The 24,861-nt window shown below is 40.0% G+C and carries 11 protein-coding genes; 5 read left to right on the top strand and 6 right to left on the bottom strand.

Features of this window, described 5'->3' with window-relative positions; all coding sequences use genetic code 11:
• Positions 1–28: 28 nt before the first annotated feature.
• Positions 29–946 (bottom strand): DUF4380 domain-containing protein, encoded by a 918-nt coding sequence (locus GD631_RS04520; protein ID WP_143258804.1) that lies wholly within the window; start codon positions 944–946, stop codon positions 29–31.
• Positions 943–3,222, bottom strand: coding sequence for a GH92 family glycosyl hydrolase (locus GD631_RS04515; protein ID WP_143258805.1), 2,280 nt, complete (start codon positions 3,220–3,222; stop codon positions 943–945). Before GD631_RS04515 ends, GD631_RS04520 begins: the two co-directional genes overlap by 4 nt.
• A 413-nt stretch (positions 3,223–3,635) precedes the next feature.
• On the opposite strand from GD631_RS04515, the gene GD631_RS04510 reads away from it, so the two are divergent.
• From GD631_RS04510 to GD631_RS04495, 4 genes are read left to right on the top strand one after another with little or no spacing between them, the layout of a single operon-like run.
• Complete coding sequence (locus GD631_RS04510; protein ID WP_143258806.1) at positions 3,636–6,704, top strand: SusC/RagA family TonB-linked outer membrane protein; 3,069 nt, start codon at positions 3,636–3,638, stop codon at positions 6,702–6,704.
• 18 nt (positions 6,705–6,722) lie between these two features.
• Positions 6,723–8,333 (top strand): RagB/SusD family nutrient uptake outer membrane protein, encoded by a 1,611-nt coding sequence (locus tag GD631_RS04505; protein ID WP_143258807.1) that lies wholly within the window; start codon positions 6,723–6,725, stop codon positions 8,331–8,333.
• A gap of 2 nt (positions 8,334–8,335) precedes the next feature.
• Positions 8,336–10,102, top strand: a complete 1,767-nt coding sequence (locus tag GD631_RS04500; protein WP_143258808.1) for a hypothetical protein — start codon at positions 8,336–8,338, stop codon at positions 10,100–10,102.
• Between the two features lie 7 nt (positions 10,103–10,109).
• Positions 10,110–11,744 (top strand): alpha-L-rhamnosidase-related protein, encoded by a 1,635-nt coding sequence (locus tag GD631_RS04495; protein WP_143258956.1) that lies wholly within the window; start codon positions 10,110–10,112, stop codon positions 11,742–11,744.
• A 578-nt stretch (positions 11,745–12,322) separates the two neighbouring features.
• On the opposite strand, the gene GD631_RS04490 is transcribed toward GD631_RS04495, so the two are convergent.
• The 4 genes from GD631_RS04490 to GD631_RS04475 all read right to left on the bottom strand — a co-directional run bounded on the left by GD631_RS04490 (position 12,323) and on the right by GD631_RS04475 (position 22,680).
• Positions 12,323–15,571, bottom strand: a complete 3,249-nt coding sequence (locus tag GD631_RS04490) for a glycoside hydrolase family 2 TIM barrel-domain containing protein (RefSeq protein WP_143258809.1) — start codon at positions 15,569–15,571, stop codon at positions 12,323–12,325.
• A 35-nt stretch (positions 15,572–15,606) separates the two neighbouring features.
• Complete coding sequence (locus tag GD631_RS04485; RefSeq protein WP_143258810.1) at positions 15,607–19,239, bottom strand: DOMON domain-containing protein; 3,633 nt, start codon at positions 19,237–19,239, stop codon at positions 15,607–15,609.
• Between the two features lie 26 nt (positions 19,240–19,265).
• The gene (locus tag GD631_RS04480) at positions 19,266–21,077 is read right to left on the bottom strand and encodes a glycoside hydrolase family 88/105 protein (protein WP_143258811.1); all 1,812 of its coding nucleotides are present in this window, start codon (positions 21,075–21,077) and stop codon (positions 19,266–19,268) included.
• Between the two features lie 202 nt (positions 21,078–21,279).
• Positions 21,280–22,680 carry a hypothetical protein gene (locus GD631_RS04475; RefSeq protein WP_143258812.1) on the bottom strand — a complete coding sequence of 467 codons (1,401 nt, stop codon included), beginning with the start codon at positions 22,678–22,680 and terminating at the stop codon, positions 21,280–21,282.
• Positions 22,681–22,890: 210 nt separating this feature from the next.
• On the opposite strand from GD631_RS04475, the gene GD631_RS04470 reads away from it, so the two are divergent.
• On the top strand, positions 22,891–24,843 hold the full coding sequence (locus GD631_RS04470; protein WP_143258813.1) for an NPCBM/NEW2 domain-containing protein: 1,953 nt from the start codon (positions 22,891–22,893) through the stop codon (positions 24,841–24,843).
• The last annotated feature ends 18 nt before the right edge of the window (positions 24,844–24,861 follow it).

Below are 24,861 nucleotides of genomic sequence, written 5' to 3'. Positions count from 1 at the left end.
CCCTTGTAAATACAGGAAAGGACAAATTTTACCAATGCACCTTTTGCTCATTCATCTGTCTTTTCAGATTGTCAATCCAATCAGCTTGTTTTTTATCGGATACATCTTTCAAGAACCATTTTTGTCGATATATTAAGGACTCTCCAGGTTGCAACTCTACATATTTTCCATGATTCTCGAGTTCCAGATAGCGCCCCTTCGGTGCTACAAAAATTTCTACTTCGCCTTGCCCGGGAGGAGCTTCATCCGGCCTAATGTCCGGGAAACATTTAATAAACAAAAGTCCCCTATAATAATGTGCCATCCAACCTCCCTTAGCAGTCGAGAATAACTTCTGACCGCGTTCATTAGTACCATCCGGACACGGAACCCACACCATACCTTTATCTTCATAGCCTCCTGTTACATCAGATTTATTCATCTGATTCGTTTCTCCTACAGGAAAAAAACTCAAACCTCCATACACTCTCGTCACATCCCAAGGAGCCAGTCTCTTTAGCTGACGAGATACATTCCGAACAGAATAATTAATCAAGATAGATGAATCTCTTTCTGATATAGAAAACTCCTTGGTGACAGACACACCGCTTATCGAATCCGGCGAACTTACCAACCGAAGAGTTCTTTTATCCTCCTCTGCTTGATAAGGCAACTCATCAACGCACTGATATTGAGGCCAATATTCCGACTGGGGAGACAGCCAAAACGTTGCTCCGTAATACTTGCTATGTACAGAATCAGGAGTCAACAACTCCTTATCTTCACATTTAAAAGAAACAATCCTACCACCCTTTCCTGCCGATACACTGAAAGAAAGATTAGCGAAAGACAAAACATACACGTCATCTTGTTTTTCTATCCGGCTTTCTCTTTGCAAAGAAGATTTGCAACCAAAACACAAGCAAGATATAAAGAGATATAATAGAATCTTCGGGGTTCTCATCATTCGTTCAAAGTTTCGGATATAGACGGGGGTAATATAGCATGTTTAAAGTTACCCGGAACCGAACTCATCGTAAACTCCAAGGTTCCTCCATTCAGTATATCGGCATGCGTAATAAAAAGTTTATTATAAGCTCTACCATTCAGTTTCACTGATTGCACATATATGTTCTCATCGCTCCAGCCTACTGTTTTTACTTTAAAAAGCTTGTCTCCAATAGAAATTTCAGCCTTTTCTACCATCGGTTTTCCCAATATATATATTCCTTCTGCCGGATTCACAGGATAAAATCCCATCGCGCTGAAAACATACCAAGCCGACATCTGTCCGCAATCTTCATTACCACACAATCCATCCGGCTGATCGGTATATAAAGTAGACATGATTTCATGCAATCGCTGTTGAGCCTTATGAGGTTGCCCCGCATAATTATAAAGATAAGCTACATGATGGCTAGGTTCATTACCATGCGCATACTGACCGATAAGTCCGGTTATATCTATCGGAACATCATGACCTGACACACCCATAGGCATGGAAAACAAAGTATCAAGAGCATTGGCAAATTCTCCGCTGCCTCCATACAGATTTATCAATCCTTGTACATCATGAGGAACAAAGAAAGAATATTGCCATGAATTCCCTTCTACCCAATCACATTCTCCATAAGATGAGAAGAAAGGATCAAACGGACGACGAAAGCTACCTTTGCTGGAAAAACCGTTCATTAGCTTATATTCTTTGTCAAAGTATGTTTTATAACCGGAAGACCGTCTCATAAAATAGTTATAATCGTCTATCTTACCTAAGTCTTTCGCCATTTGAGCTATGCACCAATCGTCATAACAATATTCCAAAGCGGTAGAAACAGATTTATTGTAAATATCGTAAGGAATATAACCGTATTGTTTCAACTCTTTCACGCCAAAGTTGTCCTGCATGGCTGACATCTTCATAGCTTGATATGCCTTTTCCACATCATAATTTCTTATTCCTTTGAAGTAAGCGTCTACAATGACGGGGACAGCATGATAACCAATCATACAATTTGTCTCACTTGACCACAATGGCCACACTGGCAGTAGCCCATACTGTTCATATTGCGCAAGCATGGATTGTATCAGATCATTCACCTTATCCGGGGCAATCAGTGTTAATAATGGATTTTCAGCACGAAATGTATCCCACAGCGACAACACCGTATAATTATTAAACCCTTCGGCCATGTGTGTTTGTTTATCAAATCCCAAGTACTCTTTATTCACATCATTATATAAATAAGGAGCCAATAAAGAATGGTACAAAGCTGTGTAAAAAATTGTTTTATTCTTATCAGGGGCTCCTACTTTAATCTTTGATAATTCCTTTTCCCAAACTGCCTGTGTCTCACTAAGCGTTTTGTTAAAATCCCAATGCGGTATTTCTTCCGAAAGATTTTGGAGTGCATTTTCCGCACTCACAGCAGAAATTCCTACTTTTACTAACACCATCTCATTGGGCGAGGTTTCAAAATTAAGAATAGCTTTTATATTTTTACCGGAAGCTTGCTTTTCCTTGATAAATTGCTCATCTGCAGCAATGGACAGGTCAAATGTCTTGGATACTTTTAAAGCAAAAAACAGTTGTTGTTCACTCCAGTATTTTTCCCCGGGCTCACCCCAACCTTTTGTTGTTCTCTCACCTATTATCGTACAACTGTCTATCTTATTTATAGAGGTAAAAAGGACAGAGTCAGTTGCAAAATGATGCGATAAATCCAATATAATATGAGAAGATTTACTATCAGGAAATGTATAACGATGAAAACCGCAACGAGGAGATACTGTCAGTTCAGCCATAATATCATAATCTTTCAACCTTACCTTATAATATCCCGGAGATGCAGACTCCTCGTCATGTGAAAAACGGGAGCGATACCCTTCATCCGGTTTACTTTTCGATCCCGGACTTAATTTCAAATTTCCCGTTGTAGGCATCAACATTACGTCCATCAGGTCGGAACGGCCTGTACCTGAAAGGTGCGTATGAGAAAAACCAATGATTGAACTATCGGAATAATGATAACCGGCACACCAGTCCCATCCTTCAAGTCCTGTGTCGGGACTTAATTGCACCATTCCGAAAGGGTATGCTGCTCCCGGAAATGTATGTCCATGTCCGCCCGTTCCTATCAGCGGATCGACAAAGTCTAACAAACTATCCGCACTAATTGTGCTATTTTCGTACTTGCACCCGGATAGGGTACATAACGCCATGATGGTCCATATTATTTTTTTCATCTTTCTCAAATATTTACGAAGCAAATTTACCCGGAATTCCTCATACATACGCCCACAAAAAGCTAAGAAAAAAGAGAAAAAGGAAAATCAAAACACAAACAAAACATGAACAAAACAATATAACAACCACATATACAAAAAATTACCCCTAAGTTCATTCCTATTTAATTCATAACAACTACAAAGAAAAAACAAACTCCTGATACAATTACCCCAGGACACAAAACATTTATCCTAATCGAGAGATAAACAAAACAGCGACCATCAGCCAAACTCCCGATGAAAGCGCTTTTGTTTGTATTTTGTTCATGTTTTGTTTTCACTTTATTGCTTTTTTCATTCGGCTACATTGACCTAAAAGCAATAATTTTACAGCAAAATTCATTTTTTGTATAACTTTAAAATTTAAAACAATGAAAAAGTACTTAAAAATTAAGCTTCTGATATTGATATTCCTGACGGGAATACAATATATGAACGCACAAGGTACAACAGTCGTCAACGGAACTGTTATTTCAGATCAGAATGAGCCTCTGATAGGTGTTACAGTAACCGAGGCGGGAACTACAAATGGGGTAATAACCGATATAAATGGTAAATTCTCAATTACGCTGAGAAATGCGACCGGGAACCTGACTTTCAGCTATGTAGGATACACTACACAGACAATCGCGGTAAATAACCAAAGCAAGAATCTGAAAGTCGTATTAATTGAAGACTCTAAGCAACTGGAAGAAGTCATTGTTGTGGGTTATGGTGTACAGAAGAAAGCGAATGTATCCGGTTCTATTACATCATTGGGCACGCGCGACTTACATACAATGGCCACCAATGACGCCTCTCAAGCTCTACAAGGGAAAGCTCCCGTTTATGTATCAAGGAAAAGCGGATTACCCGGTGAAGGTTCCTCCGTATATATGCGCGGTGTGGGAACACTGAACAATGCCGCTCCGCTCTGGATTATCGATGGAGTTCCCGGAATGCCGCTGGACAACTTTAACGAAGTGGAATCCATCCAGTTATTGAAAGATGCCGCATCTGCAGCCATCTATGGAATTGAGGCAGCCAATGGAGTCGTGTTGGTGACAACCAAGAAAGGTGCTAAAGGAAAAATAGCGGTGAACTACAATGGTTACGTAAAAGTGAACCACGCCCTCGGACTTCCTGAAATGCTGGGAACCCAAGGTTACATCGACATGTACAAGGCCAGATGGATGTCTAACAATCCGGATAAAGGCGAACCTACAACTAATGACATTAAATCGTTCTATTTCCTGACTCCAAACGAAGTATCCCAGTTACCTAATACAGACTGGATAGACGTGATGTTTGGTACCGGAATAGAACATTCTCACAGCATTGACATTTCCGGAGCTTCCGATAGATCATCTTATTTCCTTTCTGCGATGTACGAGAATGACGAAGGTACTTATGTAGATACAAACTACAAGAAGTGGGCCATTAAAGCCCGGTTCGAACAAACTCCATTAAAATGGTTGAAGTTCAGTCAGACGGTAAATTTCAGTCACTCGAAAAGAAAACACAATGCATTAAACTGGGAATACATTCTACGCGCTAATCCAGCCATGAATGTATATGATGACACCAACCCAATGGGTACAGGATACGGATACTTCACTGATGAATTTGCAGGAACAATCGACTGGCAAGGAGGAAATCCGCTGGAAAGCGCAGACCTGAAAGATCATTGGGAAAAGTGGAATGTTGCATGGGGAAATTTACAAGTAGTCATCACCCCGATAAAAGGGTTGGTATGGACTACCAACCTGACAGGAACACTCAATAATCATGCAACTTCTAAATTCTTATATAGTACATTTGGAGGCATCTCAACCAACTCTATCGACTTTGTGGAAGGAAAAAATATCCAGGGACACCAATTGGACTACTCTCATAATCAAAGTACTTCCTATTTGTTGAATACATACGTAAACTATAATAAATTGATTGGTAAACACGACCTTGGAGCAATGGTCGGTTTCGAAGTAAGAGAATCACGCAATGATGACGCATCAGGATATGCAGAATGGGGCATACCGGCTCAAGATTTAAGAAGTACCGCTCTTGCCGATCCCAAATATAGAGACGGCACCAACGCTTGGGCAACAGGAAGTAGTTACTCCATATTCGGACGTGTTACTTATGCTTATGACAATCGCTATTTGCTGACAGCAAACTTCAGAAATGATGCCAGTGACATCTTTGCTCCAGGCAAAAGAAGTGCCTTCTTCCCATCCGTCTCTATCGGTTGGAACATAGCCAATGAAAAATTCTTTAAAATGGAAAAGATTAATGACCTGAAACTAAGGTTTGGTATCGGAGAAATAGGAAACAACAGTATCGACAAAAACTGGTGGAGACAAGAATATAAATTGCAAACCAACGGTACTTGGCTGGCCCAAAAAACTCCAAATAAAGACGTAACGTGGGAAAAAACAAGAATAACTAATATAGGAATAGACCTTGGTGCATGGAATAATGCTTTCACTGCTACTATCGACTTATACAATAAGGAAACACGCGATGCATTGATTGAACAAAAAATGTCTTCACATGTCGGTGTTGGTAGCAATACTTATAAATTAAACAAAGGGGAAATCAGCAACAAAGGTATTGAATTGGCTTTGTCATACAGAGGTTCAATCAATCATTTCAACTACCTCGTAAGTGGAAATATTTCATACAACAAGAATAAGGTGCTAAACACGGGCAATGCCAGCTATTTGTCCGGAGGAAGTTTCAACCGTACATTCGTAGACGGACCAGTAGCAGCATTTTGGGGATACGTAGCAGACGGACTGTATCAAACACAGGCGGAAATAGATGCTTTGAATGCGATATCAATGGAAAAATGGGGCGTAGCATACGATGCAGGAAATATAGGCCCGGGAGATATTAAATTTAAAGATTTGAACGGAGATGGACGTATCAATGATGAAGATATGACTTCAATAGGTAACCCTTGGCCAACATACGTATACGGATTCAATGTGAACCTGGAATATAAAGGTTTTGAATTCAACATGAACTGGCAGGGAGTAGCAGACAGAGATATATACAATAATACCAAACAATGCCTTGAAAATATGAACGCTGACTGGAACTCAACTCCAGATGTGTGGAATGCATGGACACCCAACAATCCTCATACCAGCCAACCTCGTCTGGGAAATGCTACCCACAACTATCAATTGCCCAACTCATACATGGTTGAAGATGGTTCATACTTGAGATTAAAAAACATTCAGCTAGGATATAATTTCAATAAATCAGTAGTATCTAAAATGAAATTATCAAAACTGAAAATTTATGTAGGAGTAGAAAATGCACTGACATTTACTAAATTCAAAGGATTTGATCCTGAATTTATAGGCAATAACAATGCCGAACAGGGAGTGTATAATTTAACACAATATCCGCAATCCCGTTCTATTTCATTTGGTCTTAATGTTGGTTTTTAATCAGATAAAAATATAAATATGAAAATTAAATATATGTTCATAGCAGGATGTCTGCTTCTGACATCAGCATGCAGCGATTTTCTGGATCACCCTCTAACAACGTCTGTATCGGACGATAATATTGGAGAAATTATACAAAAAAACCCTGCCAAGTTAGGCGAGTTTTTAGGAAGTGCTTACAGGTCACTCGGTTCTATCCATCTTTATGGAAGACAAACCGAATATATGGCAACCATGTCGCATGAAATGGATATCGATTGGCTGGGTGAAGAACAACGGAATCAATGGGCTATCAATGGGCTTACTTCCAGCAACAAGAATGTAGAAGAGGCCTACATTAAATATTACAAAGCTTTGGCTTCTACCAATCTCATGCTGGACTTGATAGACCACGTAGACCTGGAAGCGCTGGATGAAGAGAAAAAGACAATGGTAATGAACTTTCAGGGTGAAAGTCTATTCTTAAGAGCATTTATACATTTCGATCTATTACGCCTATTCGGAGAACAGGGACCTTCTTTCGGGGGAACTTATCCAAACAATAAGGATGCGAAAGGAATTATTCTGATGGAAGGTATTGCAGATGCTAGCAATGCTATTACAGCCAGATCAACTATTGAAGAATGTTATCAATTAATAATCAAAGATCTGAAAAGAGCCGAAACCTGCATTGGAGACAACCAGATTCCGGTCAATATGGCAGTACCCGGACCCGGCTATACAGACACTGATTATACAAAAGACCAAGGATGGGCTCAAAAACCCGCCGTACACGCATTACTTGGAAAAGTGTATCTATACATGAGTGACTTTGCCAATGCCAAAACAGAGTTTGAGAAAGTTATAGGTGATAGCCGCTTTAAATTGGACAAACCGGTCAACTTTACAGATTACATCCAGCATACGGACAATAATCCTGAATGTATCTTCTCCCTGCAATATTATCTCTCATCAGGAAGTGCCTATGATGATGCCCCTCAACATCACCTGGTTCGTATTTTCGGAGGAGCTCCGGGTGCCTGGAACAATTATTTCGTCGATCAACGTACTGCTGCACGATTCGGCGACGATCCGCGTCTGTATGAAGCTACATTATACGATTATACATGGCAGGCTTGGAGTACAACCACTACCGGCATTACATTTATAAAGGCAGATACGAATGTGCCCGATTACAGATATTACGCACGCAAGTATACCGACTTCTATAACGTGTCTTCACCTGTATTCTCGACCAAGAATGTAGATATCATCCGCTTGGCAGATATTTATCTGATGTATGCCGAAGTAATGCTCAAGTTGAACTCTGTAGATGTGGCTACCGAGTATGTGAACAAAGTCCGCCGCCGCGCATGGGGCGAAAGCAACTATGACGTACCCGGTACAAAAGGAGAAGATTTTTCAACTGTCACCATGGAAATCCTTCAAGAAGAACGCTACAAAGAATTATTCTTTGAGAATACCCGTTGGTATGATATCTGCCGTTGGGGAATACTGGAACAGGAATTGGCCAAATATCCTTCAACAAAGGCAGGAACTGTACATTACGATCCACAAGACTATTATCTTCCGATCCCTGAAAGTGAATTAAGAACGAATCCATTAATGAAACAAAGTAAAGGATATTAAGTATGAAAAAGCTGTTGATTTTACTGGCATTTGCTTTTCTGTTTCTCTCTCTCACCTCTGCGTCTTCTTTTGACGAGCGGAAAAAGTATCTCCTTGATTATTACTCCAAAGCTCGGCCGAATGACCAATATTGGGGAGATAATGATATCAAGACAGCAATGGGATTCGTTCTGGCTCGTCTGGAAACAAAGAAAGACGTCAAGTATGCCCTGGATATGCTGAACCGGATGCAGGAAGATGCACCCTTCGATATGTTCGATTGTCATCAGAATATCGATGCGTACCTACGCTTTCAGTCTGTGTACACGAAAGAACTGAAAGAAAAGGTACGGAAACGCATGACGAGCGAGGATTACCTGGCAGATGGAAGTACTGAAAATCATAGACTAATGTTTAAAACAGCTGGATATCTTACCGCACTGGCTTTCCCCGACTGGGGGAAAGCCGACACGGTAATGACACATTGCCGTTCAGTACTGATGGATGTAATGGATAAGACAGTACGTTATGGTATCAAAGAGTTTGATTCTCCTACATACGGCACATTCTATATCACTTGCCTTCTTTCTTTATACGACCACAGCAAGGATGCTGAATTTAAGAAACAGGTGCAAATGACGCTTGAATGGCATTTACTTAACATGGCACCCGAATGGTTGAATGGTTATTTCATCTCTTCCTCTTTACGGGAATATTATTTTGCTTGTTCTCCCCACATGATGAGTCCTTATCCACTTTTGGGCTGGTTGTTTTTTGGTGGTGGTCCCAATCCGGTATTAGAGCAAAAGTATGAAAACGGAGAATTGATTGTGAACAATGAAGGTTTTTATTCTGTACTGGCAGCCGTTTCTTCCTATCGTGTACCAGAGATTATACAGCATATAGCGTCGGATAGAAAGAAGGCATACGTGCATAAAGAATCGCATGATATGACTCCATTTGCACAACTCAACTATCCATGGGGATTCAAGAAATATACGTATATCAACAAAACGTATGGATTGGCTAGTCAATGGGATGGAATCAGCTTGGGATGGAGCGCGCAGATGCGCCGGTGGAAACTGGTGTGGGAATCGGATGCGCCGGCAAGTACTTTCTTCCTGACTCACATCAGCCATTATGGTAGATCAGCCGAAAGCCTTTTCGGAGCTACTTGCCGCGAACAAGTGCTCCAGCATAACGGTACGTTGCTGGCCATGTATAAAATAGAATCGGAAGAACCTCATCCGTATGTGACAGGAGTTGTGCCTATCGACGCGATAAAACAAATGAAAGAGGACGAATCCGGTTGGATATTCTTTGACGGGGGAAGTGTTCTGTTTGCCGTAAAATTCTGTCATCCATACACCTGGGACGAAGACCGGGTATTTCGTGGAGTAAAACATAAGATGTTACGCTGCGACCAACGTGGTACTGCCGCAGTCATAGAGACCTGTTTGCCGGATAAATATCAACCCACAGGAACGAAAACAGCTTTAGACCTGTTTGCAGAAGATATACTGAAAACAACGAAACTGGAATACATCGTTACCAATCCGGAATATCGACAGACCATTTATCACTCACTTAGCGGTGATACACTGAAAATTATCTATAATTACGGACGTTTTGTCAACGGAGAAAAGATAGATTATGAAAATTGGCCTTTGTATTCAAACCCATGGATGGAACAAGCTGTGAACGGACGTTTCCTGAATGTTTCGCATGGAAAAGAATCACGCGTGTATGACTTCAGGAATTGGAACGTAATAGATAGCAAAGAGAATTAATAATATGATGAAACCGATCTTATTCAGCCTGACACTGGTATTCACCGCATTGGCTTGTTTTGCACAAGACTATTATGGGAACAACCGTAAGCAGTGGCTACAAAAAGCAGAACAATATAAACCGAAACTTATCATCACAGAGAAAAAGCCGCTGAAAGTAGTGGATATTGTACCCGACGCACAATCGTTTCAGAAATACAAAGCAGTAGATGTCAGTCCTATCGACTCTTTATACTCTATGCCTTTCAGACTGAAAAAAGAAATTACGATTGATTTCGGAGAGCATCTGACCGGATATTTTAGTTTCTCCGTCAGAAGCACCGGACTTGCAGCCGACGGTCCGTTAAGGTTTAAATTGACTTTCGGGGAAGTTCCTTCGGAAGTGGCTGTTCCTTTTGATTCTTATAAAGAAGGCTTAAGCAGGGCATGGCTTCAGGACGAAGTTGTTTCTGTAATGTATGTGCCGCAAACAGTCACTCTTTCACGCAGGCTGGCTTTCCGCTACGTAAAAATCGAGTTGTTGGGCAGTTCTCCTTATTATGATTTCAACATACATGATATGAAATGTATGGCTCAAACTTCTGCCAAAAATATACCTGAAGAGCTTCCGCAGACAGTTGATCCCATGATAAGGAAAATAGATCGTGTCGGGCTCAATACACTGAAAGAATGTATGCAAACCGTTTACGAAGATGGTCCGAAAAGAGATCAGCGTCTTTGGATCGGCGATTTATACCTGGAAGCCCTTGGCAACAATTATTCTTACAAACAACACGACCTTACAAAGCGGTGTTTGTATTTATTAGCCGGATTGAGCGATCTGAACGGATATCTGTTGGCTACAGTAATTGAAAATCCTGTACCGAGAGCTCAGGACAAACAGTTTCTTTATGAATATGCGCTACTGTATAATGTAACATTAAAAGACTACCTGGAAGCAACGGGCGATATGGAAACTGTCAAAGACTTGTGGCCTGTGGCTAAAAAGCAGCTGGATATTGTCCGTACCAATGTCAAGGCGGATGGATTGATGGATTTTGAGAAAGTAAAGAAAGACTGGTGGGTGTTTTTCGATTGGAAAGAGGATTTGTATAAAGAGGTTCCTTTACAAGGAGTATCTATATTTGCGCTAAAGGAATCCTACAAATTGGCTCAACTGCTCGGAAAAGAAAAAGAAGTTGCCGACTTGCCTGCATTAACTAACAAAATGATAAAGGCTGCCCGAAAAAACTTATACAACCGGAAAACCGGCCTTTTCGTCGGAACAGGTGACAAGCAGATTTCCTATGCTTCACAAATATGGATGATCTTAAGCGGAGTTGCCGGTAAAGCCGAAGGCAAAAAGGCTTTATCAGCATTGACTACAACGCAAGATGTTTGTTATCCCGGCACTCCTTATATGTATCATTATTATATTCAGTCACTGATAGATTGCGGGATGAACCTCGAAGCAAAAGAGGCTTTAGTCAATTATTGGGGAGGGATGATCGCCAAAGGAGCTGATACTTTTTGGGAGGCATACGATCCTACAAACGACTTTATTTCTCCATACGATTTTTATCCTATCAACAGCTATTGCCACGCTTGGAGTTGTACACCTGTTTATTTTATCAGGAAATACCCTGAAATATTTCAGAAGTGATTCAATATGGTGCCTAAAAAGCCAAGAACGGTGCAGTCATGAGTACATCAATTAAAAATTCAGCGCTCTGCCAACGATTTTTCATTTTCATTTCTCATATTCTCATTGATGACTGATAAACAACAAATAATCAAATAAATAGCTTATGAGAAATACTATATTAAAAAGTATTTCTCATAATATACCCTCTATTTTAGCTTAAAATTCACCTTGTTCTCATAGTATTTCAAGGTATTTCTCATAGTCAAGATACTATCTTCTTCCTTCTTCTGGTTAAAGATAAACAAGTTCCAATTGTTCCATATATTGTGGGAAAGTATTCTCTTATATTATGGGAATTTATTCCTAGAAAATGAGGGAATATTTTCCCAATTAGTAGGGAATACTTTCCCACAATATATGGGACAAAGACACAATTACTATAATAGCACAATACTAAATGACCTATACCACACCCCATTCTAATGAAAAGATTGAAGGGTTCCTAAAGAAAGAAATCACCTTTACTACGATACATTGTAGCAAAGGTGATTCATAAGATCAAGGTGCTTCGGACGATCTTTTATAAACTTAAAAACCTATTGGAAAACCTTCTTATTAAGAACCGGATAAATAGAAAAACTAAAAGACACTGGTTCCGCAAAAAGCACATATTGTTCGAGTGGGGGAGGGCCGCAGCTCCTATTACCAATCGGATATGTTTTATAATCGATATTCCATGTGACGTTGTCCGTACGTTTTAATTGGCTTTCATCTATTGCTTCAGACAGGTTTTCAAGGGAGTAATGCATTGCGCTGGATTCAATAAATGGCATACCTTCGGCGACAAGTCCAATTCCCTCATTGTCGGTCAATGACACCCATGAACAACGATATTTGTTTCCATTCTCTTGAGGATATGCATGATGCGTAAACTGTTCATCTACAGTTCCGGAGAATCGGCCCAAACGAGCTCCTGAATGTCTGTCGTTATATGTATCATACGGTCCGTAGCCATACCATGAAAAAGTATCGTTGCCGGATTTTACGGTCATTGTATAACCTATACGGGGGAAGCTGATTATATTGCCAAATGGCTTCAGATCAGTATCTATCTGTACTTTTCCGGAAGGATCAACAATATATTTGGTGGTATATTCCACGTACGACTTATTTCCCGTTTTTTGTGCAACAAACGTTGTTGCCACACTGACTGTACCATTCTTTTCTTCGACCAATTTAAACGATTTCAACTTATGTTGCAAACTATCCAGTCCGGCTTCTACCCATTGACGGGAGATTTCATTCTCCGTTTTGGGACGGTAACCGCCATCATTATGAGTCGGAGCCCGCCACAGATTGATTTGAGGACCTTTCTCAAGGAATTCCTTTCCACCCACGATCCAGCTTTGAATGAGCCCCGTCTTCTTGTTGAACACAATATTTATACGATCATTATAAATGCCTATTTCATTCGCTTTCCTCTGTACTGTCAGCTTTCCGCCATTTCCTGTGTTTTCTTCCACCGGAGGATTCACTTTTCCTTCTTGCAAGGTAAATTGCTCCCATGCGATTTCAAATCCTTTAGGTGCCCATATTACATCCTTCTTTAAGTAAGCATTAATTTCGAGTATGACTTCTCCTTTCTGTCCGGAATCAGGATATCCGGTATCTATTTTTACTCGGGCAGAAGTGCCCGGAAAAGCCTCAATATCGGTTAATTCACCTTTCTTTATCAGTTCACCGCCTGCCATCAATTTCCATGAAAAACGAAATGCGGAAAGCGGCAGATAATTATACTCGTTTCTGATGGTCAGTTCTCCGTTAGAATAATCAAAACGGATATGCTGATAGATCTTCTTACATTCATTGATAGCCGGCTTTATATTCCGGTCTGCAAAAACAAGTCCATTAGTGCCGTTGAGGGAAGAAAAATATTCTTTGCCTGTAACACTATCTTTTCTAATCACGCTCTGATCTACCCAATCCCAGATATAACCGCCTATCAGACGTGGGTATTTTTTCACTGCATTCCAGTATTCCTGATGATTACCCAATGCATTACCCTTAGCGTGAGCATATTCGCACATCAATACCGGACGTGTTTCACCTTCTTGAGTAGCAAGCTTTATAATTCCTTCTACAGACGGATACATGGTACTGACAACATCTACAGCCGGAGGTTCGGGAGGATTCACTGCCGGACGGTTGGTCTTCATAAAATCGATGCCATAACCATATTGTCTTGAACCTCCATTGTGCATATAGGCCTCGAAATGTACAAGGCGGGTAGGATCGTAATCTTTAACCCATGAGGCCCGTGCAGCATTGTTTGCTCCGACACCCGATTCGTTTCCCAATGACCAGAAAATAATAGACGGATGGTTCTTATCTCTTTTTACCATTCCGGCAACACGTTCCATTTGAGCAAAAAGCCAACACTCATTATTTGAAAGTTCAGCATCGGCCCCACAGGTTTCCACATTCGCTTCGTCCATGACATAGATGCCATATTCGTCGCACAAATCATAAAATGCCGGATCTGCAGGATAATGAGAGGTCCTTACGGAATTAAAACCGAATCGCTTCATTAAAGTCACATCCTGTACCATTCTTTCGTAAGGAACGGTTTTTCCTTCCCATGCGTCATGGTCGTGCCTGTTTACTCCATAGATGTACTCGCGTTTTCCATTCACGCACAGTTCATGTTTATTCTTAAATTCAACTTTGCGAAAACCGATACGGGAACTTCTTGATTCTACTACGTTGCCTTTATGATCCTTTAATGTCAGGACTATGATATACAAGTTAGGCGTTTCGGATGACCATAACAAAGGTGCCTTTACATTCGTTTCCAGATATTTTGCCAATGAAAAATTCTGTTGATACTTTTCGGTCGTAATCGTCTTGACCGGCATTGACATATTCACTCCAAGAGCTGGAGTACCCTCTTTGGTGTATAATCTGGCTTCAAGCATCCAGTCGGAAACATCTACCGTTTTCTTGCTGGATATGACAGGCCGTATACGCAGTTTTGCGTCTTTATAATCCCTGTCCAAATCTGTAATTACAGCAAAGTCCTGTATGAAAACATCAGGGCGTGATTCAATATAAACATCCCGGGTGATGCCATGAAAGCGCCAATGGTCCTGATCTTCAAGATACGAGCCATCACTCCATCTCAACACCTGGACAGCCAATTGGTTCTTTCCTTTTTTCAGAAAAGGAGTCATATCGAATACTGCAGGCAGAGTACCTCCATCTTCATTATAACCTACTTTTTTTCCGTTTACATATAAATAGAAAGCCCCTCTGACTCCGGCAAAATGAATTAATACATTCTGTCCCTCCCATGATGCAGGCACTTCAAATGTCTTCCGGTACAATGCTATATGATTGTCTTTACGCGGCACAAACGGAGGATTGACAGGACGAAATTCATAGCCTTGCCCGCAATAAACCTGATCGCCATACCCTTTCATTTCCCAGGTAGACGGAACAGGTATATTATCCCAGGAATCATCATTTGTTTCCGCTTTCATAAAATCAGACGGAAGATTGTCCCAATCTGTAATGAACTTAAACTTCCATGTTCCATTCAATGACTGATACCGGGAGGAGGAAGAGCGTTTCACTTGCAACGCTTCTGTTTCAGTAGGAAATGAAATAGATGTTGCACCGTATGGTTCCCTGTTAATACTGTTAATTAAAGGGTTTTCAAATTCACTTTGCCCGAATCCTATGGGTGGCGTAGCATAACTATCACTACCATCAAAAGGTATTTGTGAAATCCCCTTGACAGACAGACATAATAGAAATATTATAATCAGTTGTTTCTTCATTTTCATTCTACCATTTTCAATAATTAGTATTCTAGCACGCTTTATTTCTCTACGCCAAACTCAACCTCATTCGCCCAATGTTCCTTCCAGTCCGGATGGAATGCTCTGGAGTTTTTCTTCGAAACGCTTCGGCCGCGTGCTATTTCCATACAAGCAGCCCCGGCGCCATCATCGTTGATACGGGCAGAGAATTTAATTTTATCGCCTTTATCAATGGCTTTTTTCACATCCGGCATTTCGGACCATGGAATAGCACATTCATAATACAATGTATTACCTTCACGTGCAGTAATCAGCTTTCCATCTTTTACGGCTCCGTCAAAGGAAGATTTGGGCTGGCGAGGATAGAAGTGTTTTCGCGGCATACCCGGAACAAGCATTCTCCATATTTCAAAGCCACCGCCATATTCGGGAGCAACAGTATTCAAAGCGTATTCATAATCTGTACATTTATAACCGATGTAACGCGGCATAGTACCTTTCGTTTCAGCTTCCATACCATCTTCGCCGATTGGAATTACATTGAAAGCAATCAGTATATTATCTGTTGCTATCCCATTGGTGCCATCCGGTAATGTAGGTCTTTTACGGTAAGTGAAACGACGTACCTGCTCCGGCCATACCAAAGGAACCAAATCATCTTGAGAAACAACATGGCAAGTAACATCTTGAGGCAAAGAAGAATCTGAACCGATAAGATAATATCCTAATTGCCCATATTTACCCATCCAGTTTCCGACAGTATCAAAATCACGGTTTACAAGTTTCGCTGAAGCACCGGCATTACCCGAATTAACAACATTGTCCGATGAGTCAAAAAAGATACCTGATAATTTTGTTGTGTACCACCAACCATAAGATGAACAACGTATGCGCACATTACCACATAAATCCAATGTCAGATAAGTACCATTCCATAGTTTGTCTATCTTGGTAGAAAGTAATTCTTTGCCACTGTCTTTGTCATAAACAGTAACAGACAGGCCATTCTGATTTATACTTGGGAAATAAAAAGAAGTGCGGGTATATTTATCTTTCGGCAAATGAATATCCATACCCATCGACAGAGTAGTAGATGTATTTTCCATATAATTCATCATACGGCCTTTTGCCGAAGGCAATTGCAGCGCTTTTTGGTCTGATTCTGCCGCAGGCTGCGTTACTATGGTAGAATGCATGGCATATATGGTCTGCATATAAGCTGTGTCAGGATAGAAATAATCATCATCATTGCGAGTCTCAAATCTCAATGTTCCTTTATTGGGAGTTTTATCCGCAACTTTTGCTGCAAAGTAGAAATAATCGTCATCGTAAGCCAGGTAGGTATGCGCCAATCCTTCCGCATTACTATCAAACTTCTGATATGGATACCACGCAGCTTCCGTCAGAGAAATGCTGGCCTTGGAAGAACCTTCTATCGTTTGTGAAATCATGTTTTGCCAGTCATTCAGATTACCATCTATCTTTATCGTTTTCTTTGCAATGTAATTGACATGCATATTCTCCCAATGCACGGCGAATCCATCTTTTCCTGCATCGAAATGAACTTCAAGCGGATAGTTATTGTCTACACTGGCAGTTCCGTTTGTCACTTTCGCTCTGATAGTTTTTGTCTCATTGGGCTTAAACGATACATTCTGCGGATAAGATATATCCAGATTACCGATAGAAACAGATAACACACCTTTCACCGGACGATTGAGGATATTGGTCAGTTGAAGTTCCATTTCCGGTTTGCTGGCAATGGGAGCTGTAAAGTCTTTCGCAATTATTTCGACAGGTTCATACCCCACAATGTCCGCCTTACTAATGGCCGAAACAAGTTTGTCAAAAGCTCCCTTCTCACCATTTACACGCATATAATATCCCTGATAATTAAGAGGAATTTCATAGATTCCATTTTTAGGAGCAATGGCATTTCCATAAAAATCATAAAGCTGGAAAGAGGGATTGGCTTTCAGTATCATTTTCCCGTCTGTGATGGGATAGTATGTATTGAGTTCGTTTTCTATCTTTTTACGTTCAGCACTATTCGCTGGTAATGTTTTTAATTGATGATGCAAATCGACTTTTTTTCTCGCTTCGCTTAAGCTACGCACATTTCTGAAAAGGATATTCTCTGCACCGAATGCTTCACCCAAATCTCCGGCAATCACAATCGTCCCATCGTCTTTCTTATTTTCGTATCCGTCAAAGATCATTACCCAAGGCAAACCATTTTTAAAAAGAAGCCTGTTAAACTCCCGTTCTCCGATCATACTTTGTGCTGCTCCCACAGCAGCTGCCGCAGACCATGTATTGTGGAGTTTAGGCATTGTTTCTTTTCCTTTTTCAGTACGGACTTCCATATTACGCACTGACCGGTTCGGGTCTCCTGAATACATATATCCGCCAAATATCCCCATCGACCTGTCGTATCCGGCAGAACGATTAGCCGCAATAACAAGTCCTACACGATCGTCGGTATTCCCTACCCAACTTTCAGTATCCCATATTTTCACACGTCCCTTGTTATCCTTTCGCTTATTCCACTCGGGATATAATACCGGTGCCTCCATACCTTGATAGTGAATGGAAAGGAAATCAAAGATAGGTAAAATATCCATTGTGCCATCAGCAAAAAACTTATCCAACGCATTCGAATTAGAGTCACCTCCTCCCACAAGAACATCTATGTCTTTCTCCCGGGCTTCAATCACCGCTTCAGCCATTTTCGTATATATCTCTTTATATCTTATCATATCAGCCTGCCAACCGGATATGGAAGTTCCTTCCCACGGTTCATTCCACAAACAGACAGCTGTTACCGGCCCTTTGGGCCAGCCGAAATCAAGACATAATTCTTTTACGAATTTCTTAAAGTCTTCATCCAACTCGGGAAGCCATACTAAATCCTGTTTCGTATGAAGAAATTTCCCATTCTCATCCAAATGCGGCCTGGTAGTACCCAAAGGCATGGACTGTGCCATACGTCCTTCACCAAACATGAGCATAACAGTGATATTATTATCCATGAAATCCTTCATCAATTTCTTTAATTCTTGTCTGAATCCTTGATAATCGGGATTATCAGGTGATATGAAAGGAATACCGTAGCGAATGGACTGAACACCCACTCTATTCAAAAAATCCACTCCCAAGTAATCCAAAGATTGTTTGGGATATTGCATTTTCACTAATGACGGTTTCATGCTATAGGCAAAACTTGTACCCAATCGACGCCCGTACTTTCCAAGATCAAACACAACGGCATATCCTCCAAAATCCTTTATATCGTCTACCGATACAGACGTATTGACATAGCCATTCGGCAAAATTGATAAGTGAACAGGAATCACCTTCTCATAATCAAGCTTAATCATCTGGGGCAGCCAAATATCATTGGGGATTCCTTTCGTTCCATAGCGAAAGACGTGTACTTTCGCATCTATATCTATTGATTGTGATGTGTTATTAATCAACTGAAACTTAAGGCGGATATCATCTCCCGGCCAAAAAACATTAGCAGGAGCAGACGATTCTATCAGATTTACATCGAAATCGTAAAATCTTAGCCCATTTTTTACACCCATTATCTCTTCGTAGCCTACCCAATTCTGGGGATCCTTCATTTGTGCTGTTAATGTCGAGACAGTCATGAAAGACAAAGCTATTAGTACAAGTATCTTTTTCATAATATTATATTTGTTTTTTACATCAGTTATTTGGTGTCTTCATCCATCATCCGCTGCGCTTCTATACCTGCGAATATGACAGCAAATGACCCATGCGTATCATCATCGAAAAATGGACGGTTCATATAATAGTTCACATCTTCGGTACACATGGTTCCTATACAGATTTTATGTACCGTTCCATCGTCTTCGATTTCGGATGCCACTGCATCCCATCCTTTCAATGCAATCGGCATGAACTTTTTCTTATCCAGCCAGCCATACCTGATACCGCGTATTATACCCATTGTAAATATAGCCGTACCCGAAACTTCCTTGGGAGAATCGCTACGATCGATTACATTATGCCAGAATCCGTCAGGACTCTGATATTTTATCAGAGAATAGACAAAAGTCTGATATTGCTTGAGTATTGCTTTGTATTTGGGATGATTCTTAGGCAATGCCATCAATACGTCAGACATAGCCCAGATAGCCCACCCGTTGGCACGTGCCCAATGAGGGAGTTTAACATCGGGACGTGATGTATAATTGGCATGCATATAAAGATGAGTGTCTTTATTCCATACGTGTTTCGTAAAGTCTATGATCTGATTGGCTGCATCATCGAAAAATATTTTTCGTAACTCCGGTGAATCGCTGTATAATCCAGCTTGTATCAAGAAAGGAATACCCATAAACATATCATCTACCCATACAGTATATTTTTCCGGCGTATCACGGGTATAGTTGCTCATTCCTTCACTTCTGATTTGTCCGAAACGTGCATAATTTATCATTTTATCTATGTATGCCTGATAAATATCCCTATTCTTAAAATCCTTATCCATACGCAAACGGTATAGAATGGGAAGTGAAGGAGCTAATGTAAAATCAAGCAATGTGGAGTTAATCACCATTGCATTGGCTGAATTATATGCCCGCAAATGATTGACTTGATAGTCCACAAATGGCATACCTTCCATCTGATAGTCGCAGAAGTCAGTTGCCCATTTAGTATATTTATGTGCTCCGGTCAATTCACCAAGTTGCTGCATAGCCCAGGCAACACCTCCATTATGGTAATTCCATTGATAAGTAGTTCCCCAAACTTCGGGGTCTATCATTTCTCCGAGTACTTCTATTTTAGGAATTGTCCAGGTTACCGGACCATGAAGTCCTTTATACATATATCCAAACTTAAATTCCTGTTCCGGTTCATGCACTACGTCAATGCCACCTTGAAAAGGTCCGATAATGAGCCAGTTGGTAAGATCGGATACTTGTTTATCAACATGACTCAAATTGGTTAATCCTATTTGAGGATAACTTCGGGCAGTGGATAAAACGGCATCATTATCACTTGGTGGTTGTAAAAATACACACCATTCTTTACCGAAGGTGGCCGACTTTATCAACACATCGTTATTACCACTTTTCAACGGGAGCAAAAATGAAGAAGTCATCTTCATACTTCGTTCCCCCCGATTTATTTTAATATCCCGTTTCCCTTTATTTTCATAAACCAGTTGTCCGTTACACCAGATTTTACAGGCATCGTTATGCTCCGTTTCTACACGCATGGTGGTATCACGTGGAAACGACAGCTGTGTATAGGCATAGGCCACAGCTTCTTGTCCCAAACCAAAGGTACGTCCAAAATCCACAAAGTTTAACGTGTTGAAAGAAGTACTACACGAAGCAAGTCCCAACTTGTAGGCAAAGGGAGTTTCTCTAATCAATTTATCACCAATCTTCTTTACTTTTTCTACAGGTGATTCTTTGCTTTGTTGAGGAAGAGCAGTACCTACCCCCAACAATGCAGATAATAACAAGCATATCCATTTCTTCTTTTTCATCGGATCATTTCAGATTATATAGATTTAGCTAACGCGTCCCAATTAGGACAATGATAACAATTGCAAATCTATCCCAAATCATCCGCAACCCTGCAAACAAAAGGCTAAGAAAAGAGAGAAAAAGGTAAAACAAAACATGAACAAAATATGAACAAAACAAGACAACCATCTATGTATAAGATGGTTGTAGGAAAAGAAAGTGTTATTCTCTTTTATTCGAATCGAAGTTTTCTTCATATACAACCTTACCATCAAGATTGCAGACTTTCACATAATCTACAGCACCGCATCCCTTAAATCTTAACGTAAGTTCATTGGCATATCCCAAAGGTTCTTTATAATCCATTCCTAACACTTCTTCTCCATCTACGTAGAAGGTAGTTTTCTTATTCACTACTTTGATAGTCATGACATGCCATTCGGAAGAGTTGAAATTAAACCGGCTCAAATTATATTCATCACCTTTAATGGTATTTTCTCCACTGATGAATTTGATATATGCATAGCCGTTTTCATTCATAGCAAAGCCATGCATAGCTGTATCCGAATGTATATACATGATAATATCCGAACAAGGAACAGCATGCTCCTGCTTCGAATTACGAACGCGTGCCTCGTATATGAAATTATCTCCGTCCACCAACTTTTCTTTATAGAACACATAGCTGACAAACATGTGGTTAGTATGCGCCTCTTGTGGGACATTTTCTATAGGCAAACTTACATATCCCGAATCATTGTAAGCCTGCTCCATCGGAAAAACCCGAAATATTTTCTTTCTTTCCTCACGGGCAAAAACCGACCATCCCGTCTTGCGACACTCTACCGGAATGGTCTTTATAATTCTATCTTTATACTTCAGATGACAGAATGCTTCACCTTCATATATATAAGTAGCATTTATTTTATCTATATTTTCATTTAGTTTTCTTTCGGATACATCCCCATTAGCTTCTTCATACATAACAGTGATATCTTCAAATAATGAGGCTGGTATATGATAGGAGAATGTAACTGTAAGCGGGCATATTCCTTTTACTTGTGAAGTAGTAAATTCTATTTTTGAAATCAGATATTCCACATACATATCCTTCAATTTATATGTATACAACATATATCCGCCTATTATCAATAATAGTATAACAGCAAAATTTACATACCATTTATTTTTCTTATAGACGCGATTCGATACTTCTTCCTGATCTTTCGGCATTCTATTCGGCGCTTTCTCCAATTGGGGGCTATCTACCTTGTCTGTATCATCTGTATGTTCCTCTGTTTCTTCAACAACATCTTCTGTCTGAATACTGATAGTCTCTTCTTTCTTTGTTTTCTTCATCACAAAGTCAGTATAGCCCGCATAACCTAAAAAACGACACAAAGCATCTTTTGTCGCCAACTGTGGATTGCCTGTCTTCTGTTGAAAAAATCGTTTAAGTGTGTTAGCATTTACATTGATCTTCGTTGTTTCGAAGATCATATTTTCCAGTGTTTTAAATTGATTTAAGTCCCAGGACTCGGAAGAACCCCACGACTCTAATAAAATATTATATTCTTTTATTATTTCCTTTATGTACCTTTTGTCTTTATATTCGTCCATCATTTATATCAAAATTAAACACGAACTAATTACTTAGAAATAAAAATCCGCTGTGAAAATACAAATAAAATCTAGTAATTGTCAAGCATAAAGTAGTTTATTTGCGTTTTGTCTAGTTTTTGTTTTCATTTTATTCTCTTTTTTATTCAACTTCACCAGTCATATCCTATACATTTGCAGAAAGAATTTATTTTGTACTAATCTTCAAATACAATGAAAAAATACTTATCTATATTATTAGTTATATTACTTTCGAGTTTTACGACTGCTCCCCGCATAGTGTGGTTAGATGAATTAGATCTCTCAAACGTCGACCAATCTGCTGGTAAAGCAATGGCCAATCAATCAATGTGGAAAACACCACTTTCTATTGCCGGAGAAAAATTTGACCGGGGTGTAGGTACACATGCCGCAAGCGTATTCCGCATAAAACTCGACGGCAAAACAATCTCTTTCAAGGCATCTGCAGGAATAGATGATTCCGCACCCGAACACGAGTTAAAACAAGCCAGTGCCGAATTTATAATTTTAGGAGATGGTAAAATCATCTGGCGAAGTGGAATTATGCATGCAGGAGAAAAAGCAAAACAAATAGATATTTCTACTAAAGGTATAAAATCTCTCATTCTGCGTGTCGATCATGCAGGAGATGGAATAGCCGGAGATCGCACCAACTGGGTAAATGCCAGATTTGAAGTGAAAGGTGTCGATCCTGTTTCGATAAAAAAAGAACGTGAACAAGAATACATCCTAACACCTGCTATTACAAAGCAGCCCATGATTAATGCTCCTTATATATATGGCGCCCGTCCGGGAAATCCATTTCTGTTTACAGTACCTATTTCAGGAGAAAGACCACTAAATATAACTGCAACCAATTTACCCGAAGGATTATCTATCGACAGCAATACCGGTATTATTACGGGAAAAGCAATAAATCCGGGAACTTATACTGTTCGTATCTCGGCTAAAAATCAATATGGAGAAACTACTAAAGACTTAACTCTTGAAATCGGTGAAAAGATAAGTCTAACTCCTCCTATGGGTTGGAATAGCTGGAACATTTTCGGAGCAGACATTGATGACAAGAAAATAAGAAGGATGGCCGATCGCATGGTAGAACTGGGACTCGTCAATTATGGATATGCTTATATAAATATCGATGATGGATGGCAAGGCGTACGCGGAGGAAAATACAATGCAATAATGCCAAACGATAAATTTCCTGATATGAAAAGTCTCGTTGATTATGTGCATAGTAAAGGTCTCAAAATAGGAATATATTCTTCTCCATGGGTACAAACTTTTGCCGGGTACATTGGTAGCAGCGCCGATACACGTGATGGGATAGTTGTCAATTCAAGCCGCAGACACGGGGAATTTTCATTTGCCAAAAATGATGTAAAGCAATGGGCGGAATGGGGATTCGATTATATTAAGTACGACTGGGTAACCAATGATATAGCTCATACAGCAGAACTGTCATATCTTTTACGTCAATCGGGAAGAGATTTCATATACAGTATCTCCAATGCTGCCCCATTTGAATTGGCAGAAGACTGGAGCAACCTCACGAATGTTTGGCGTACAACAGGGGATATTTATGATTCCTGGTGTAGTATGACTACCATCGGTTTCCTTCAGGATAAGTGGCAATCATTTGCTAAACCAGGCAGTTGGAATGATCCGGATATGCTCATTGTAGGAAAAGTTGGCTGGGGAAAAAATATACATTCCACACATTTATCTCCTAATGAACAATATACCCATATCACTTTATGGAGTATTCTAGCAGCACCTTTACTGATAGGATGCGATCTGGAACAAATGGATGATTTTACAATGAATCTATTAAGTAATAGAGAAGTAATAGCCATCAACCAAGATATTGCCGGTATACAAGGTAGCAGAGTATATGCTGATAATAATAAAGAAATTGAAGTATGGAGTAAACCATTAAAAGATGGTTCCATAGCAGTCGGATTATTCAATCTATCCGATAATAAACAGGACATATCTATTTCCTGGGAGCAACTGAATATTCAAGGTAAACAGAAAGTGCGTAATCTTTGGGAGCAAAAGGATAAAGGAATTTATATAAATAAATACCAATCTGACGTACCTTCACATGGGGTACTTTTTCTAAAAATAGAACCAGCAAAATGAAACGGCTTTATATGATTG

The organism is Bacteroides luhongzhouii, assembly GCF_009193295.2.
Taxonomy (GTDB): domain Bacteria; phylum Bacteroidota; class Bacteroidia; order Bacteroidales; family Bacteroidaceae; genus Bacteroides; species Bacteroides luhongzhouii.
Note: the sequence above shows the minus strand (reverse complement) of the source record. Positions and strands in the feature narration are given on the sequence as shown.

Bases quoted from the DNA above. Each gene is read 5' to 3' on its own strand.
- GD631_RS04475 (WP_143258812.1), bottom strand. From the start codon at position 22,680: ATGATGGACGAATATAAAGACAAAAGGTACATAAAGGAAATAATAAAA.
- GD631_RS04515 (WP_143258805.1), bottom strand. From the start codon at position 3,222: ATGAAAAAAATAATATGGACCATCATGGCGTTATGTACCCTATCCGGG.
- GD631_RS04495 (WP_143258956.1), top strand. From the start codon at position 10,110: ATGAAACCGATCTTATTCAGCCTGACACTGGTATTCACCGCATTGGCT.
- GD631_RS04520 (WP_143258804.1), bottom strand. From the start codon at position 946: ATGATGAGAACCCCGAAGATTCTATTATATCTCTTTATATCTTGCTTG.
- GD631_RS04490 (WP_143258809.1), bottom strand. From the start codon at position 15,571: ATGAAAATGAAGAAACAACTGATTATAATATTTCTATTATGTCTGTCT.
- GD631_RS04510 (WP_143258806.1), top strand. From the start codon at position 3,636: ATGAAAAAGTACTTAAAAATTAAGCTTCTGATATTGATATTCCTGACG.
- GD631_RS04505 (WP_143258807.1), top strand. From the start codon at position 6,723: ATGAAAATTAAATATATGTTCATAGCAGGATGTCTGCTTCTGACATCA.
- GD631_RS04470 (WP_143258813.1), top strand. From the start codon at position 22,891: ATGAAAAAATACTTATCTATATTATTAGTTATATTACTTTCGAGTTTT.
- GD631_RS04480 (WP_143258811.1), bottom strand. From the start codon at position 21,077: ATGAAAAAGAAGAAATGGATATGCTTGTTATTATCTGCATTGTTGGGG.
- GD631_RS04500 (WP_143258808.1), top strand. From the start codon at position 8,336: ATGAAAAAGCTGTTGATTTTACTGGCATTTGCTTTTCTGTTTCTCTCT.
- GD631_RS04485 (WP_143258810.1), bottom strand. From the start codon at position 19,239: ATGAAAAAGATACTTGTACTAATAGCTTTGTCTTTCATGACTGTCTCG.